At 40.9% G+C, this 15,824-nt stretch carries 14 protein-coding genes and 1 pseudogene; 8 read left to right on the top strand and 7 right to left on the bottom strand.

What is annotated here, in order from left to right:
- The first annotated feature begins 20 nt into the window (after positions 1 to 20).
- Entirely contained in the window at positions 21 to 1,313 is a 1,293-nt protein-coding gene (gene hemL / locus ACGEDC_RS14495) for a glutamate-1-semialdehyde 2,1-aminomutase (protein WP_055024241.1), read from the top strand.
- Positions 1,314 to 1,413: 100 nt separating this feature from the next.
- On the opposite strand, the gene ACGEDC_RS14490 is transcribed toward hemL, so the two are convergent.
- Both ACGEDC_RS14490 and ACGEDC_RS14485 read right to left on the bottom strand, forming a co-directional pair.
- Positions 1,414 to 2,559 (bottom strand): general secretion pathway protein GspB, encoded by a 1,146-nt coding sequence (locus ACGEDC_RS14490; protein ID WP_394494075.1) that lies wholly within the window; start codon positions 2,557 to 2,559, stop codon positions 1,414 to 1,416.
- A complete protein-coding gene (locus tag ACGEDC_RS14485; RefSeq protein WP_394494073.1) occupies positions 2,559 to 4,160 on the bottom strand; it encodes an ExeA family protein in 1,602 nt (533 codons plus the stop codon). Before ACGEDC_RS14485 ends, ACGEDC_RS14490 begins: the two co-directional genes overlap by 1 nt.
- Before the next feature lie 184 nt (positions 4,161 to 4,344).
- Between ACGEDC_RS14485 and ACGEDC_RS14480 the strand changes: the two genes are divergently transcribed.
- Both ACGEDC_RS14480 and ACGEDC_RS14475 read left to right on the top strand, forming a co-directional pair.
- Positions 4,345 to 5,568, top strand: a complete 1,224-nt coding sequence (locus ACGEDC_RS14480; RefSeq protein ID WP_394494071.1) for a multifunctional CCA addition/repair protein — start codon at positions 4,345 to 4,347, stop codon at positions 5,566 to 5,568.
- A 284-nt stretch (positions 5,569 to 5,852) separates the two neighbouring features.
- Positions 5,853 to 6,119: an Lpp/OprI family alanine-zipper lipoprotein gene (locus ACGEDC_RS14475; RefSeq protein WP_055024245.1), complete on the top strand. Its 267-nt coding sequence runs from the start codon at positions 5,853 to 5,855 to the stop codon at positions 6,117 to 6,119.
- Positions 6,120 to 6,291: 172 nt separating this feature from the next.
- Here ACGEDC_RS14475 and ACGEDC_RS14470 read toward each other — a convergent pair whose 3' ends face one another.
- From ACGEDC_RS14470 to folB, 4 genes are all read right to left on the bottom strand, one after another.
- Complete coding sequence (locus ACGEDC_RS14470) at positions 6,292 to 7,119, bottom strand: hypothetical protein (RefSeq protein ID WP_055024246.1); 828 nt, start codon at positions 7,117 to 7,119, stop codon at positions 6,292 to 6,294.
- Positions 7,120 to 7,226: 107 nt separating this feature from the next.
- The gene (locus tag ACGEDC_RS14465; RefSeq protein ID WP_055024247.1) at positions 7,227 to 8,027 is read right to left on the bottom strand and encodes an undecaprenyl-diphosphate phosphatase; all 801 of its coding nucleotides are present in this window, start codon (positions 8,025 to 8,027) and stop codon (positions 7,227 to 7,229) included.
- 19 nt (positions 8,028 to 8,046) lie between these two features.
- Complete coding sequence (folK, locus tag ACGEDC_RS14460) at positions 8,047 to 8,550, bottom strand: 2-amino-4-hydroxy-6-hydroxymethyldihydropteridine diphosphokinase (RefSeq protein ID WP_394494065.1); 504 nt, start codon at positions 8,548 to 8,550, stop codon at positions 8,047 to 8,049.
- Between the two features lie 110 nt (positions 8,551 to 8,660).
- Positions 8,661 to 9,014, bottom strand: a complete 354-nt coding sequence (gene folB, locus ACGEDC_RS14455; RefSeq protein WP_055024249.1) for a dihydroneopterin aldolase — start codon at positions 9,012 to 9,014, stop codon at positions 8,661 to 8,663.
- A 241-nt stretch (positions 9,015 to 9,255) separates the two neighbouring features.
- Here folB and plsY point away from each other — a divergent pair, with 241 nt between their 5' ends.
- Complete coding sequence (gene plsY / locus ACGEDC_RS14450; protein ID WP_394494062.1) at positions 9,256 to 9,900, top strand: glycerol-3-phosphate 1-O-acyltransferase PlsY; 645 nt, start codon at positions 9,256 to 9,258, stop codon at positions 9,898 to 9,900.
- Between the two features lie 98 nt (positions 9,901 to 9,998).
- Here the strand turns inward: plsY and tsaD are convergent, their stop codons facing one another.
- On the bottom strand, positions 9,999 to 11,012 hold the full coding sequence (tsaD, locus tag ACGEDC_RS14445; protein WP_394494060.1) for a tRNA (adenosine(37)-N6)-threonylcarbamoyltransferase complex transferase subunit TsaD: 1,014 nt from the start codon (positions 11,010 to 11,012) through the stop codon (positions 9,999 to 10,001).
- A 236-nt stretch (positions 11,013 to 11,248) separates the two neighbouring features.
- Here tsaD and rpsU point away from each other — a divergent pair, with 236 nt between their 5' ends.
- From rpsU to rpoD, 4 genes and pseudogenes are all read left to right on the top strand, one after another.
- Positions 11,249 to 11,464: a 30S ribosomal protein S21 gene (gene rpsU / locus ACGEDC_RS14440; RefSeq protein ID WP_055024252.1), complete on the top strand. Its 216-nt coding sequence runs from the start codon at positions 11,249 to 11,251 to the stop codon at positions 11,462 to 11,464.
- Between the two features lie 7 nt (positions 11,465 to 11,471).
- Complete coding sequence (locus ACGEDC_RS14435; RefSeq protein ID WP_055024253.1) at positions 11,472 to 11,915, top strand: GatB/YqeY domain-containing protein; 444 nt, start codon at positions 11,472 to 11,474, stop codon at positions 11,913 to 11,915.
- Positions 11,916 to 11,999: 84 nt separating this feature from the next.
- A pseudogene (dnaG, locus tag ACGEDC_RS14430) lies at positions 12,000 to 13,723 on the top strand (DNA primase).
- Positions 13,724 to 13,872: 149 nt separating this feature from the next.
- The gene (rpoD, locus tag ACGEDC_RS14425; RefSeq protein WP_055024255.1) at positions 13,873 to 15,705 is read left to right on the top strand and encodes an RNA polymerase sigma factor RpoD; all 1,833 of its coding nucleotides are present in this window, start codon (positions 13,873 to 13,875) and stop codon (positions 15,703 to 15,705) included.
- Positions 15,706 to 15,824 lie beyond the last annotated feature (119 nt).

Here is a 15,824-nt window from a genome sequence, read left to right as displayed (position 1 = left end):
AGAAATTAGAAGGATTTCACATGACCCGCTCAGAAGCGCTTTTTGAACAAGCAAAACAAACCATCCCTGGTGGCGTAAACTCACCAGTCCGTGCCTTTAATGGTGTTGGTGGCTCGCCACTTTTCATCGAAAAAGCTGATGGTGCTTATATTTACGATGCTGATGGCAAAAAATATATCGACTATGTTGGTTCTTGGGGCCCGATGATTTTAGGCCACAACAACCCGCAAATCCGCCAAGCAGTATTAGAAGCGGTAGAGAACGGTTTATCATTTGGTGCGCCAACTGAACTTGAAGTTAAAATGGCTGAAAAAGTTATTGAAATGGTGCCATCAATCGAACAAGTTCGTATGGTCAGTTCTGGTACTGAAGCCACAATGAGTGCGATTCGCTTAGCACGTGGTTTCACCAACCGTGACAAAATCTTAAAGTTCGAAGGTTGTTACCATGGTCATGCTGATTGCTTATTAGTTAAAGCTGGCTCTGGTGCTTTAACCCTTGGTCAACCAAGCTCTCCTGGTATTCCTGAAGACTTTGCTAAACACACACTAACAGCTGTTTATAATGACTTAGACTCAGTCAGAGCTATCTTCAATGAACATCCTGAGGCTATCTCTTGTATCATTCTTGAGCCTGTTGCTGGCAACATGAACTGCATCCCTCCTGTTGAGGGCTTCCTTGAAGGCTTACGTGCAATTTGTGATGAGTTCGGTGCATTAATGATCATTGACGAAGTCATGACGGGTTTCCGCGTATCTAAAAGCGGTGCCCAAGGCCACTACAATGTGAAGCCAGATCTTACGACGCTAGGTAAAGTGATTGGCGGCGGCATGCCAGTCGGTGCTTTTGGTGGCCGTAAAGATGTGATGCAGTACATTGCTCCTACGGGCCCTGTGTATCAAGCTGGTACGTTATCAGGTAACCCTATTGCCATGACTGCGGGTCTAGCGCAAATGGACGCATTATGTCAGCCTGGCCTTTACGAAGAATTAACCGCTAAGACCAAGCGCATTGCTGAAGGCTTTAAAGCGGCTGCTGATAAGCATGGTATTCCATTAAGCATTAACCAAGTGGGCGGTATGTTTGGTTTCTTCTTTACTGAAGACACAAACCCAATCACCAGCTTTGACCAAGTGACTCAATGTAACATGGATCATTTCCGTCATTTCTATCACTTAATGCTTGATGAAGGCGTTTACTTAGCACCAAGTGCTTATGAAGCTGGCTTCTTATCTATGGCTCACGGTGAAGAAGAGCTTGAATTAACACTTGCTGCTGCAGATAAAGCATTTGCTGCATTAAAGGCGTTATAACCCTTTGCTTGAGCGATGAGTTAAAATAGAAAAAAGGCGCATTATGCGCCTTTTTTATTTTGCTAAATCTTGCTGATTCACAAGTCATTAAGGTAAATGATTATATCGCTGGCACCTTGAACTGCTCACCATCAATCTCAAGTACAACATCTCTTGGTCTAATTTCGATGACCTTTAACTTGCCTTTAATACTGTCACCTTCTTGAAGCTCTTTACCGTCAACATTCAACCAACGATTTTCTGCTGCAGAAGAATATACATGGGCCTGAATAGAAAACTCTGGCACTTGTAGTTGCACACTGGCAGGTAATTGACCATAGCGAGGGATTTCATCTTTTTTCGGTTCTGGGATCGGATCAAGCTTTTGTTCTGTCACAGGTGCATTCGCTGATTGCTCATATTCAACTTCTTTTAAAGCAGCTTCAAACGCTGCCATTAAGTTGTTGGAATTATCTACAACATTGGCATTTTCATCTGGGTTGATTGACGCCTGTTGTGGCGCTTGAGCTTGTTGCTCAAAATTGACATCACTTGCCGCAGCACTCACTTTTAATTTCAGGGCATCTAAGTCTGAGGCAGTTTTGTAATTTGAGTTTGCACCAAGAATAATTGCATCTTCACCATACAGTGCTTGCAGCTCAGCAGCCGTTAACGGAATGTCATTGTTGGCAGCATTAGCGCTAGGTGATTCATAAAGACGAGTTTCCGCTTGAGCAGCTCTTGATACCGATGCTGCAAGCGTTTCTGTTGATGAGTTCGATGTGGTATCTCTTGGTACAGCTCGAGATTTTGCTGGCGCAGATAAACTTGGCTCTGCTTGACTCGCCGTCACAACGCCTCGATTATCATTCAACCGATAATCATAGACCACATCAGTCACAGACTGTTCTTCTCTCTGATTTACCGCCTGTCTTGAACGATATTCAGGTTGGTTTAGCGGCTTTGCAACTGGTAAAGCCACTTTATTAGCGATTCTAATTTCAGCTTGCTTTTCTTCAGCTGAATTAACGTTAACTTGCGAGCTTGTAACAGCAGGCGTGCCGGACACATCAGGCTTTAATAATTTTGCCAGTGCCCACGCTGCCAAAATACCTATTATAATGACCGCAATTAATAGTAAATATTTAACCCAAGATTTAGCAGCGCCAACTTGCTGGTAATTTGCCCTTGGAGTTAATACTGCATCAGGAAGCTCACCCATTTGTTGCTGTTTTTCTTTCGTCACAGCATCTAATAAAATAGACATTAACTACGTCCTGATCTTTGAGTTAACCTTGGCCCTTTCTGGCTCAGATACAGGTTAAGTTGCACTAATGTTTGATTCCCTGCAATACCATCAGCCTTTAGACCATGCAATCTTTGAAAATCCATCAAGGCTTGCTCTAGAGTAGAATCAAAATCATTCACTAATCTTGCCGTTCTATGCTCTATCAATGCCAAACTGTTCTCTAGCCATTGTATTTGAGACAAGCTCGATGTGCGGCTTATTTCTCGAGGCAACGTGCTGTCTGAGTGCCATAACAGTTCAAAGGTGCCACTGAAGTATCGATTAAACCAGTCTTTACTCACCCACAATTGTTGTTCACTGAGTTGCAGTAAAATTTGTTCACCTTCTCTTGCAACCACAACTCCGTAAAAAGGCTGTGCTTGTTGATCTTGAAGATATACCACTGCTGGGTAATTTAACCTTGAAATACTATTCCAATTGCCTTGCTGCTGATGACACATTAAGCCTTGTTGCTGCGCAGCCTGACAAGCGGTTAGCCCGATAATGGGTTGTTTATCCCACAAGGCAAATAAACCCGCGAAGGCGTTATCAATACTGCGGCTTTGAGACATAGCTGCTCGTAATATGGTTTGATTACCGCTTGGCTGTCGAGCTGACTCGCTTGATTGAGTTTGAGGAATTGACTGTTTAGCCCTTTCACCACTCGAAGACATATCTGATGAATTGCCAATAAAGAAGTATAAAGATGAGCCAAAAGCTAACACTAAAGAAGCAGCAATAATCATCGGCCATTTATTTGAACTTTCAGTGGGTAAATCACCTAAAACTTCGGCAGCTGCTAGCTTAACCATATTGTGATCAATCGGCACTTTAGATTGGCCATAACCCGCCATTAAAGCTCTTTCACATAACAGATTGGTTAATCTAGGGATCCCGCCACTGAATTTATGCAATGCTTTACACGCTTTTTTAGTAAATAACGGCTCAAAACGTCCCGCTACTTGTAATCGGTGCTGAACATACAATTGAATTTCTTCAACTGTTAAGGGTAATAAATGATAACGCGCTGTAATACGCTGTGCTAATTGACGGAGTTCTTGTCGTTTTAATAATTGCTGCAACTCAGGCTGACCAATTAATATGACCTGCAATAATTTTTTGGTGTCCGTTTCTAAATTTGTTAACAGGCGCAGTTGCTCAAGTACCTCAGCACGAAGATGTTGTGCTTCATCAATAATCAACACTGTGTTGCGATTATTTTGATGATTATTTAGCAAATACTGACTGATTAAATCTGTTAACTGCTTAATGGATGGGTTCTCACCATAGCTAATACCTAGCTCATCACATAAGGTTGCCAACAATTCTTGTTCAGTCAGCGATGGGTTAAGAATAAAGGCTGTATCGGTATTTTCAGGAAGCTGTTTCAGCAAACAACGTGATACTGTCGTTTTCCCTGTTCCAACCTCACCCGTTAATAATACAAAGCCACCAGTCTCACCTAGTCCATAGGTCAGGTGTGCTAAGGCCTCTCTGTGACGATCACTGAGAAACAAATAATGCGGGTTGGGTGCGATTGAAAATGGATTATCATTTAATCCATAAAATGCTTTATACATCTGGCCAAAAATCCTTATTTAAAACTGACGGCTCACGTTATAGCTTGCGCTGATACTTGTCAAAATTTAGCCGTAGAAATGTTACTCGTGATAAGCTTTAGGTATAAAATTATAATGACGAAGCCAGTAACACAACCTGCTTCTATTTATCTGTTTCATTATCATACTTTGGATGTGTCACTTTATGAAAACCTATCTTGTGGGCGGCGCGGTACGTGACTCACTTCTATCACTTCCTATCAAAGATAAAGATTTTGTCGTTGTAGGCAGTACCGTAGAGCAAATGTTTGACTTAGGCTATAGCCAAGTAGGCAAAGACTTTCCTGTTTTTTTACATCCTAAGACTCAACAAGAATATGCGTTAGCACGAACTGAGCGAAAAAACGGACAGGGTTATGCAGGCTTTAGTTGTGATGCCAACCAAAACGTGACATTAGAAGAAGACTTACTCAGACGAGATTTAACGATTAATGCGATGGCTCAGGATGAGTCAGGTAACATTACCGACCCTTATGGTGGCCAAAAAGATATTGAAGCGCGTGTCCTTAGGCATGTATCAAGTGCATTTATTGAAGATCCGTTAAGGGTATTAAGGGTTGCCCGTTTTGCCGCTAGATTTGCTCATTTAGATTTTGACATCGCGAGTGAAACAATGGCATTGATGACTCAGATCACCGAGTCTGGAGAACTTGAATTTCTCACCCCAGAAAGAGTATGGCAAGAGGTAGATAAAGCGTTATCAACTGAACGACCTGAAGTGTTTTTCCAACAACTTAGAAAGTGTGGCGCTTTAGCGGTTTTATTCCCGGAAATCGATTGCTTATTTGGCGTTCCACAACCTGAAAAATGGCACCCTGAAATCGACAGTGGTATTCATACTATGATGGTATTGCAGGCAGTGACGAAACTTAGCTCTAATAAAGCAATACGTTTTGCAGCTTTGGTTCATGACTTAGGTAAAGGCATCACACCAAAAGAGTTGTGGCCTAAGCATCATGGTCATGGCCAAAAAGGCTTACCTATTATCAAAAAGCTATGTCAGCGCCTTAAAACACCCAATGAATTCAAAGAGCTTGCACTATTGTGTAGTGACCAACATCAAAATATACACAATGCTGATGAGCTAAGGCCTGAAACCATTATCAAAATTTTTGATAAAGCAGATTTTTGGCGTAAACCACATCGCTTAGATGACTTATTAATTTGCTGCCAAGCGGATATTCAAGGCAGAACGGGGTTTGAAAATGCTGATTACCCTCAAAGTGATTACCTGAAAAAGTGTTTCATTCTTGCACAAGAAGTCAATGTACAAGAGGTGATTAAAGCAGGCTTTCAAGGTAAAGAGATTAAACAGCAATTATCGGTTCGAAGAATTGAGGCAATAAAGCAATTTAAGCAAACTTTGTAAGCCCAAACTTAGTGCCTATGGCGCCTAGATATATTCTTTCAATGAATTCAATACCTAAACTAGTCAGCTAAATGTTGAAGCCATTAAAATCTTAATCTGGTGCCGTTTTAAGCAGTTTTAGCCTAAATGATAAGTAAATATGCTTCAATCCATTAGATTTACGATGTTTTTTGTCACTTTTATTGTTATTTAGTATAGCAAAATTTAAAAGCTGTGACATAATTAAACGGCTGCTGGGTATTGTACCTCAGCAATTTATACAACCTATAATGAAGGGATTTTCCATGAACAAGAAAGTATTAATGATTGCTGGTGTTGCTATGACTGCTCTTTTAGGTGGCTGTGCTAACACTACTGCTCTTGAAGAAAGTGTTGCTAACCTAGGTAACAAAGTAGATCAACTATCTGCTGAAGTTAGCTCTTTAAAATCTGATCAAAGCAAAATCGCTGCTGATGTTAAAGATGCAAAAGCTGCATCAATGGACGCACAAGCAGAAGCTAAGCGTGCTAACGACCGCATCGACAACATGGCTTCTTCTTACAAAAAGTAAGAATACATGAAAATTAGCTTATTTATTTAGGTTGATTATTAAGGCTTGATAATACTGATTTGACTTAACCGTCATTGAATATTTCAAGCCTTAATTGTTTCTAGTACGACATCTTTTTTGCTATTTCATTCATCTTCACTAGCAGTAATCCAATAGTAACAACATAACCCTATCAGCGCTTCTTTAGGTGCAGTAACACATAATCAAACTCTAGTTGTTCAAAGCTTGTTTGTTTAATTTGATGCGCCAACTCGTCGTTTACTCGCCAGCTAAGGTTATTCATATCTAATAAAGTTATTGCCTGTTCACCCGATACATCTGCATTAAACTTAATCTCGGTTGTGTTAATTATTTCAACATCTTTCGGTAGATTGAGTTGCTGCGGTTTTTCAAGCAAATTTTGATAGATTTTTTGCTTCAGCTGCCATAAATGTCTCGCGCCTGGTACAAGTAACAATAAAGCGCCATCTGGCTTTAACACTCGTAAACATTCTTTACCTTTTAGCTGCGCCTCAAAAACAGTCACAATATCTATTGCGTCAGATTTAAAAGGAAGCTTTTTAAACGGTGTTAACAATAAATTTGCTGGAGTGGTATCTTTACTCGCTGCAAATAAGGCATTGTCCGCCTCAGATACGCCCCAATGTGTAACATTATCTTCAGCTTGTGCTGATAGTGTTGATAATGATCGAATATAAAAACCATCATTACACTGATAATTCAGATGATTAACTTCGTCTTTGCCTTCCGCTACGTCAGAAAATACGCTCGATACTTGTTTAACTAACGGCGATAAAATACCTGATGCCTTCAAAAAACGTTTTGCTCTAAGCTGCTGCCTACTCTCGGAACTGCCTTTAAATTTAGGCGATGTGACAAACGACCAATAGCCTTGAGCATTTTTATCAATGTGATGTTTGTTATTGCAATAATAACCTTGAGATTGCTCATGTAACTGCAGCGATTCAGCACAAATCGGGCAAACTAATATTGAATCCATAACGAGAAAACATCCTTACAGTGGCAGTATTGGGTATGAGTTTTTCGAAGAAAAAGTGTAGGAAACAAAAAACGGGTGCTAGCACCCGTTTTTCAAGATAGCTTATTTTACAGGAAAATAAAGCCACATAATACGGCGCCTAGCATTAATCGATACAACACAAATGGTGTCATACCAATCTTACTAATGATTTTTAGGAAGAAGAAAATACAGGTATATGCAGCAACAAAAGAAACGGCAACGCCCAATAGTAATTCAGTGTAATCCATGGTGAGATCGCCAGAAATCACGTCTTTACTCATTAAAATAGCCGCACCTAAAATGACAGGAATAGACATTAAAAATGAAAAGCGAGCCGCTGCGTCGCGATTAAGACCTAGCATCAATGCTGCGGTAATGGTGATACCAGAACGTGAAGTACCCGGAATAATTGCCATAGCTTGCGCGAAGCCTATTAATAACGCTTTACGCCAACCCGTTTGATATTCAGTGAGTTCATTACGAGCCATTTTATCACCTACCCATAAAAGCAGACCAAAAATAACCGTCGTAATAGCAATCACACCAGGGCCACGTAAGTAAGTCTCAATTAAGTCTTTTGCCATGAAGCCAAAAAATACCGCTGGAAGTGTCGCTAGAATAATCCACCAAGCTAATTTACTGTCATCGGTGTGAACACCTTTCGTTATACTGGCAATCCAGGCTTTCAACATGGCCCAAATTTCTGTTCTAAAGTAAATCACAACAGCCAACAATGAACCTATATGCACTGCAACATCAAAGGCTAAACCTTGATCTTCCCAGCCTAAAATCTGCGAAGGTAAAATAAGATGAGCTGAACTTGAAATGGGTAAGAACTCTGTTAGCCCTTGAATAAGCGCTAAAAAGATAACCTGAAGCGTTTCCATGTTGTTCCTTTAAATATAATTAACGAGTCAGTATTGCTGGAAAGTCAAATTCTACAGGCCAGATATTCTGACTCGTTTTATCGTACTCTTCCCACAATGACTGGTATGTTTTAGTGTTTTTTGGATGCTGTAAACTCGGCGCAACTTCTGCAAGCGGCCATAATACAAAGGCATTATAAAGAATTTCACCACGGGGAAGCTCAATTGGAAATTGGCAAACCTCGTTGTCATAAAGCAGTAAATCGATATCTAAACTTCGCGGACTAAATTTTTTCTCGCCACGAATACGTCCATTTTGTTTTTCAATACGTTTAAAAGTGGCAACCACATCCGCAATACTCATTTCAGTATCTGCTGCAGCAACCATATTTAAAAAGTTAGTGCCATTAAAGCCCACAGCTTCACTTTCAAACATTCTTGATAGGGTTAATTGACCAAATTGTTCGTATAGGTCAATTAGTCCCGACTGCATGTGCTCAACAGGATCAATGTTGGTGCCCAAGCTGATATAAATACGTGCCATTAACTCATCCGAAATTATACAGAGCGATTATGAATATTTGATTAATTGAAACATGTTAACTGTCAATTAAATGTGATTACCACTTAAATAAAGTCCATTAACGATGGACATCATATATGACCACGTTCAATGACTACGCCGACTGATTTTGCCGTTGGTACTGCACCCGGTTTCATAACAGCGACCTTTACCCACAAAACATTAAATTCATTGATTAAACAATTAGCGACCATTTCAGCAACGGTTTCAATCAACTCTATCGGCTTTTCAGTAATTAGCGCAGTTAAACGATTAGAGACAGTTTCATAACACAGAGCATGTTGATAATCGTCTGAAGCGGCAGCCAGTTTGTTATCCCAAGCCATATCTAAATCTATCAGTAATGTTTGGTGTATTTTCTTTTCCCACTCATAAATACCGATAACAGTTTCAACTTTTAGTTCGCGTATTAATACTTTATCCATGTGAACTCCACGGTTTACACGTCTTTTCATAAATATTTCAGCTGAAAAGGCTGAAAATTAACTCAAATAGCAGTTATTATAGATCTCGTCTTTTTCCTAAGCGATTTACGCAGTAGGATAACGGCTGTAATCTTTGAACGTGTCACGATGTAACAGAGCGTATTAACCCAATTATCAGGTTACGTCTCAAGTGAAATAAATTAATGGGCGATGATACCCTAAGAAGTGAAAGGAAACCAATTTGAGCGCAGTTACAATCACTATTTTGATGATTATAACCGCCTACTTAGCCGGTTCTATCTCAAGTGCAATTCTCGTATGTAAATTACGTGGTTTGCCAGATCCCCGCACGGAAGGCTCGGGGAATCCAGGCGCAACAAATGTGCTCAGGATTGGTGGTGCCAGTTCAGCGGCATTAGTGTTATTTTTTGACATGCTCAAAGGAGCAGCCCCAAGTTATTTTAGCTATGTGCTAGGACAAGATGCCGTTTCGTTAGGCTTAATCGCTATTGCAGCCTGTTTAGGCCATATCTACCCGATATTTTTTAATTTCCAAGGCGGTAAAGGTGTTGCTACAGCATTTGGTGCTATGGCACCGATTGGCGGGGATTTAGCATTATGTTTAATTGCCACATGGATAGTCTTTGTCTTTTTGACTCGTTATTCATCTCTTGCAGCTATCTTAACCGCCATACTCGCTCCCGTTTATACTTGGTGGCTTGATGACAGGTTTACCATTCCTGTTGCTATGCTGTCACTGCTAATTGTAATTAGGCATAAAGACAACATAAAGCGCTTACGTATTGGTGAAGAAAGTAAGTTATCGAGAAAAAGAAAGCATCAACTGAACACAATTGATTTAATCCCCTTCACACTGGATAGATAAAAAATCAAATAAAAAAACCTAAGCCGTAGCTTAGGTTTTTTTACGGGTACTTTAGCCGCTTACATTTAAAGCACCAAGCCTATTACACGTTATAAATATTAAATGGCATCTAAAGTATCTAAAGGCCAGCGAGGCTGACCTTTCACTTCTAAATCTTCGGTTTGTCCTGCTTTTAGGCGCTGTAGACCAGCGAAAGCAATCATAGCACCATTATCGGTACAAAATTCACCACGCGGATAAAATACCTCACCATTGAGCTTTTTCATCATAGTCGCGAGATTTTCTCTTAAACGAGTATTGGCGCTGACTCCACCTGCGACGACAAGTCGGTTATAACCGGTTAATTTAAGGGCTCGTTGACATTTTATCGCAAGCGTATCCACTACCGCTTCTTCAAACGCACGCGCAATATTAGCACGTGTTTGTTCATCATCTGGCTCTGCAGCAATTGTATTGGCAGTAAATGTTTTCAAACCTGAAAAGCTGAAATTTAAACCTGGTTTGTCTGTCATTGGCCTTGGGAACTTGTAACCCGCTTCGACACCTTTTGATGCAAGCTTAGCTAAGCGAGGTCCGCCAGGATAATCTAGCCCCATTAATTTAGCGGTTTTATCGAACGCTTCACCTGCCGCATCATCCACTGATTCGCCTAACACTTCGTATTGGCCGATACCATCGACCTTAACAAGCATCGAGTGTCCGCCAGATACCAATAAAGCAAGAAAAGGAAACTCTGGCGCATCATCTTCAAGCATTGGCGCAAGTAAATGCCCTTCCATGTGATGTACGCCAATCGCAGGTTTATCCCATGAATAAGCTAAAGAGCGACCTACACATGCCCCCACTAATAAAGCACCAATTAAGCCAGGGCCTTTGGTAAAGGCAATACCATCAATGTCATCGACCGTTGAATTGGCCTCTTTTAACGCTTGCTTAATTAATGGGACAATTTTACGAACATGATCTCGTGAGGCTAACTCAGGTACAACGCCGCCATAATCAGCATGTAACTTTACTTGACTATATAAAGCATGTGATAACAATCCTTGCTCGTCATCAAACACAGCAATTCCTGTTTCATCACAAGATGTTTCAATACCTAAAACCCGCATAGCAGCTCATCTTCCTAAAAATGTAAGGGCGGCAATTCTACCTCTTGATGAGAGGTTATTCCAGTCATCAAGGGACTAACTGCAAAATATGACAAGCCAATTACACAAAGTCGCCCATAAAGGGGGTTTACAAAAGCATCATTATCGGTGTAGAATTTCGCACCATTTTAAATAGCCTTGGTTAATCTACCTTTGATGGTAGTGCCAAATTAACTACACCTAAGGGGTGATGGCGTATGCCAATTATTAAAGTACGTGAAAACGAACCATTCGACGTAGCTCTTCGTCGTTTCAAGCGCTCTTGTGAAAAAGCAGGTATCTTAGCTGATGTTCGCGCTCGTGAATTCTACGAGAAGCCAACTTCTGCACGTAAGCGCGCAAAAGCTGCCGCTGTTAAGCGTCTAGCTAAGAAGCTTTCTCGCGAAAACGCACGTCGCGTACGTTTATACTAATCTCATTATGAGCCTAGTTGAACAGCTAAAAGACCAAATGAAAGAAGCCATGCGTGCCAAAGATAAGGCACGTTTGGGGACTATTCGTATGGCATTGTCTGCCGTTAAACAGATTGAAGTGGATACCCGCGAAACTCTGACTGACGAACAAACAATAGCCGTTTTAACCAAAATGGTAAAACAACGTCGCGATTCTATTGCTCAATATGAGTCAGCAGGTCGCCCGGAGTTAGCAGCATCTGAAGCAGAAGAGATTCAAGTTATTGAAACTTTCTTGCCTTCTCCTTTAACAGAAGAAGAAGTTGCGGCAATTATTGATGAAGCTATCGCTCAGGTAGGTGCATCATCCATGGCGGATATGGGCAAAGTAATGGGAGCATTAAAATCTAAAGTTCAAGGCCGTGCAGATATGGGTGCCATTGGCAGCCAAATTCGTGCTAAATTAAACTAGTTAAATTTTAATGTTGAATAAGCCGTGCATTATTGCGCGGCTTGTTTGTTTTATCTACATGGTAATGCGAGACCTATAGCATTTATGGCGATACCTCGTGACTTTATCAATGAGCTCATAGCTCGCACAGACATTGTTGATCTGATTGATCATCGTGTTCCTTTGAAAAAAGCAGGGAAAAATCACTCTGCGTGTTGTCCTTTTCATAGCGAAAAATCACCTTCATTTACCGTGAGTCAAGATAAGCAGTTTTATCACTGTTTTGGCTGTGGTGCCCATGGCAATGCCATCGATTTTATTATGGAATATGATCGATTGGAGTTTGTTGATGCCATTGAGGAACTCGCTGGTAAATTGGGATTAGATGTACCAAGAGAACAAGGTACGGGTCCCAAAAAGATCAAGGTTTGAGTCGCGATTTATATCAATTGATGGAAGAAGCCAATCTTTACTATCAAAGTCAATTGCGCCAGCACTCAGACAAACAAAAAGTCATCGACTATTTAGATTTTCGCGGACTGTCTTCAAAAGTAGTAGAACAATTTGGAATAGGTTTTGCGCCAGATGGTTGGGATGGTCTATTAGGTAGATACCGTCAAAACCAAGCGGCACAAGACAAGCTGCTTACTGCTGGCATGCTAATCGCCAACGATAACGGTAAGCGCTATGACCGGTTTAGAGATCGGTTAATGTTTCCAATTCGCGACCGCAGAGGTCGTGTAGTTGGCTTTGGTGGTCGAGTTTTAGGCGATGGAACACCAAAGTACTTGAATTCGCCAGAAACGCCCATATTTCATAAGGGCAACGAGCTTTACGGCCTTTATGAGTTAAAACAGCGTCATCGAGATCCACAACAAGTGTTGATTGTTGAAGGATATATGGACGTTGTTGCATTAGCCCAATTTGATGTAGATTATGCTGTTGCTTCATTAGGTACTGCGACAACAGCTGAACAATTTCAGTTACTTGTACGTAGTGCTAAAGAAGTCATTTGTTGCTACGACGGTGATAAAGCAGGTAAAGCCGCTGCTTGGCGTGCACTTGAAACTGCACTGCCCTTATTAAAACCAGGTGATGTGGTTCGGTTTATGTTTTTACCCCAAGGCGAAGATCCAGATACGATGGTTCGTCAAGTTGGTAAAGACGGTTTTGAAAAATTAATGCTCGATGCGCTCGACTTGCCCGCATTCTTATTTGAGACATTAACAGCCCAATATGGCACAGATAAAAGTGCACTGGCCAAACAAGCCATTACACTCATTGAACGAGTACAAGATACCGTTCTTCAGAATTTACTCTTAGAGAATCTTGCGCATAAAATTGGTATGAATAGCGCAGATGATTTAAAGAAAAAATTGGGTTTTGCTGTTAAACAACAGCAGCCTATGAATAAAAAGGGCTTACAAGGTCGTGGTACGCCATTGCGATTAGCAATTGCATTATTAGTGCAACGTCCTGAATTAGGGTTTGGCCTAGCTGCTCAACCCGCATTAGCCCATTTGCAAATCCCTGGCATTGCATTGCTCATTGATTTGCTAAACTTAACTCGTGAACAACAGTTTAACAGCGCACAACTACTTGAGATGTATCGAGAGCACGAACAAAAAAGTGCCTTGATAAAATTGGCCCAATGGGACCACCAAGTGGCGGATGAAAACTTAGTTCAGGAGTTTAAGCAAACCTTGATCTGGCTGAACAATCAATATATTGAACAGCGCTATCAAGAACTGAGTCTTAAACAAACTCTAACAAAAGCTGAAAAAATTCAGCTAACGAAGCTGATTTCTATCATGAAAGGCATTGCGTAAGCACATTTTTTATTTCAAAAATGTTCAGTAAAGCAATGTCATGGACTAGCGTACTTTAGTTCATACAGCTATAATTGACGATTTGCTTGGCACTTATGCTTCGGCTAGTGTCCAGTCGTTATTTCAGTTACCCAACTTGGATGATATCTATGGAGCATACTCCGCAGTCGCAACTTAAATTGTTGCTTGCTAAAGGTAAAGAGCAAGGTTATTTAACCTATGCTGAAGTCAATGACCACTTGCCAGCTGACATGGTCGATTCAGATCAGATTGAAGATATTGTCCAGATGATCAATGACATGGGTATCCGCGTTTATGAACAAGCGCCAGATGCCGATGAAATGATGATGTCTGAGGACAACACCGATGAAGATGCAGCAGAAGAAGCAGCTGCTGCACTTGCAACGGTAGAGAGCGAATTAGGTCGCACAACCGATCCAGTCCGTATGTACATGCGTGAAATGGGAACGGTTGAGCTATTGACCCGCGAAGGCGAAATTGTCATCGCAAAACGTATTGAAGAAGGCATTAATACGGTTCAAAGCTCTGTATCTGAATACCCGCAAGCCATTGCGATGATTCTTGAGCAATTTGATAAGTATGAAGCTGATGAACTTCGTCTAACTGATATTATTTCAGGCTTTGTTAACCCAGATGATGACGATGTTGCGCCAACAGCAACACACGTAGGCTCTGAGTTATCAGAAGAAGAACTAGAAGACGAAGATGATGACGGTGATGACGAGGACGATGAAGAAGAAGGTCCAAAAGGTCCTGATCCTGAAGAAGCCAAAGAAAAATTCACCCAATTACGTGAAGCTTACGAAAAAGGCTTATTGGTAATCGAAAAGAAAGGTCGTGATCACCCTGAAGCCATTGGCGCTTTATTCGTGATTGGCGAGCTTTTCAAAGAATTCCGTTTAATCCCAAAACAGTTTGATCGCTTAGTTAAAAGCATGCGCACCATGATGGATCGTGTTCGTGTTCAAGAGCGTTTAATCCTTAAGCTTTGTGTTGAACAAGCTAAAATGCCAAAGAAAAACTTTGTTAAGTTCTTCACTGGCAATGAAACTGATTTAGCTTGGTTCCACGCTGAAAAAGACAGTAATAAGCCTTACGCTGAAGGCTTAAGAATGGTTGAAGAAGACGTTGTTCGTTGTAGCACTAAACTCGCTGCAATCGAAGAAGAAACCGGCTTAATCATCCGTGCTATTAAAGACATCAACCGTCGCATGTCAATCGGTGAAGCTAGAGCTCGTCGTGCGAAGAAAGAAATGGTTGAAGCAAACTTACGTCTTGTAATTTCTATCGCTAAAAAGTACACCAACCGTGGTTTACAGTTCTTGGATTTGATTCAGGAAGGTAACATTGGTTTGATGAAAGCAGTAGATAAGTTTGAATACCGTCGTGGTTATAAGTTCTCGACTTATGCAACATGGTGGATCCGTCAGGCAATTACTCGTTCTATTGCTGACCAAGCGCGTACTATTCGTATTCCAGTACATATGATTGAAACGATTAACAAATTAAATCGTATTTCACGTCAAATGTTACAAGAAATGGGTCGCGAGCCAACACCTGAAGAATTATCTGAGCGTATGCTAATGCCTGAAGATAAGATTCTTAAAGTGTTAAAAATCGCTAAAGAACCGATTTCAATGGAAACACCAATTGGTGACGATGAAGATTCGCACTTAGGTGACTTTATTGAAGATAATACCTTAGAGCTTCCTTTAGACTCAGCGACAAGCGAAAGTTTAAAGAATGCGACTCACGAAGTATTAGCAGGTCTAACAGCTCGTGAAGCTAAAGTATTACGTATGCGTTTTGGTATCGATATGAACACCGACCATACGCTTGAAGAAGTCGGTAAACAGTTTGATGTCACACGTGAACGTATTCGTCAGATTGAAGCGAAAGCATTGCGTAAACTACGCCACCCTTCTCGTTCAGAAATCTTAAAGTCGTTCTTAGACGAGTAAGTCTTAATAGAACTAAGATAATCGAAAGATTAAAAAGCCCGCATAAAGCGGGCTTTTTTGTTGTTATAAATCAGCAATATCTATTCAATAGCCTTCCTATATTGCTTAACAGATAACCA

It is taken from the genome of Shewanella sp. ENK2 (assembly GCF_043568515.1).
Lineage (GTDB): Bacteria > Pseudomonadota > Gammaproteobacteria > Enterobacterales > Shewanellaceae > Shewanella > Shewanella japonica.
This window is presented reverse-complemented; position numbering and strand designations above follow the sequence as displayed.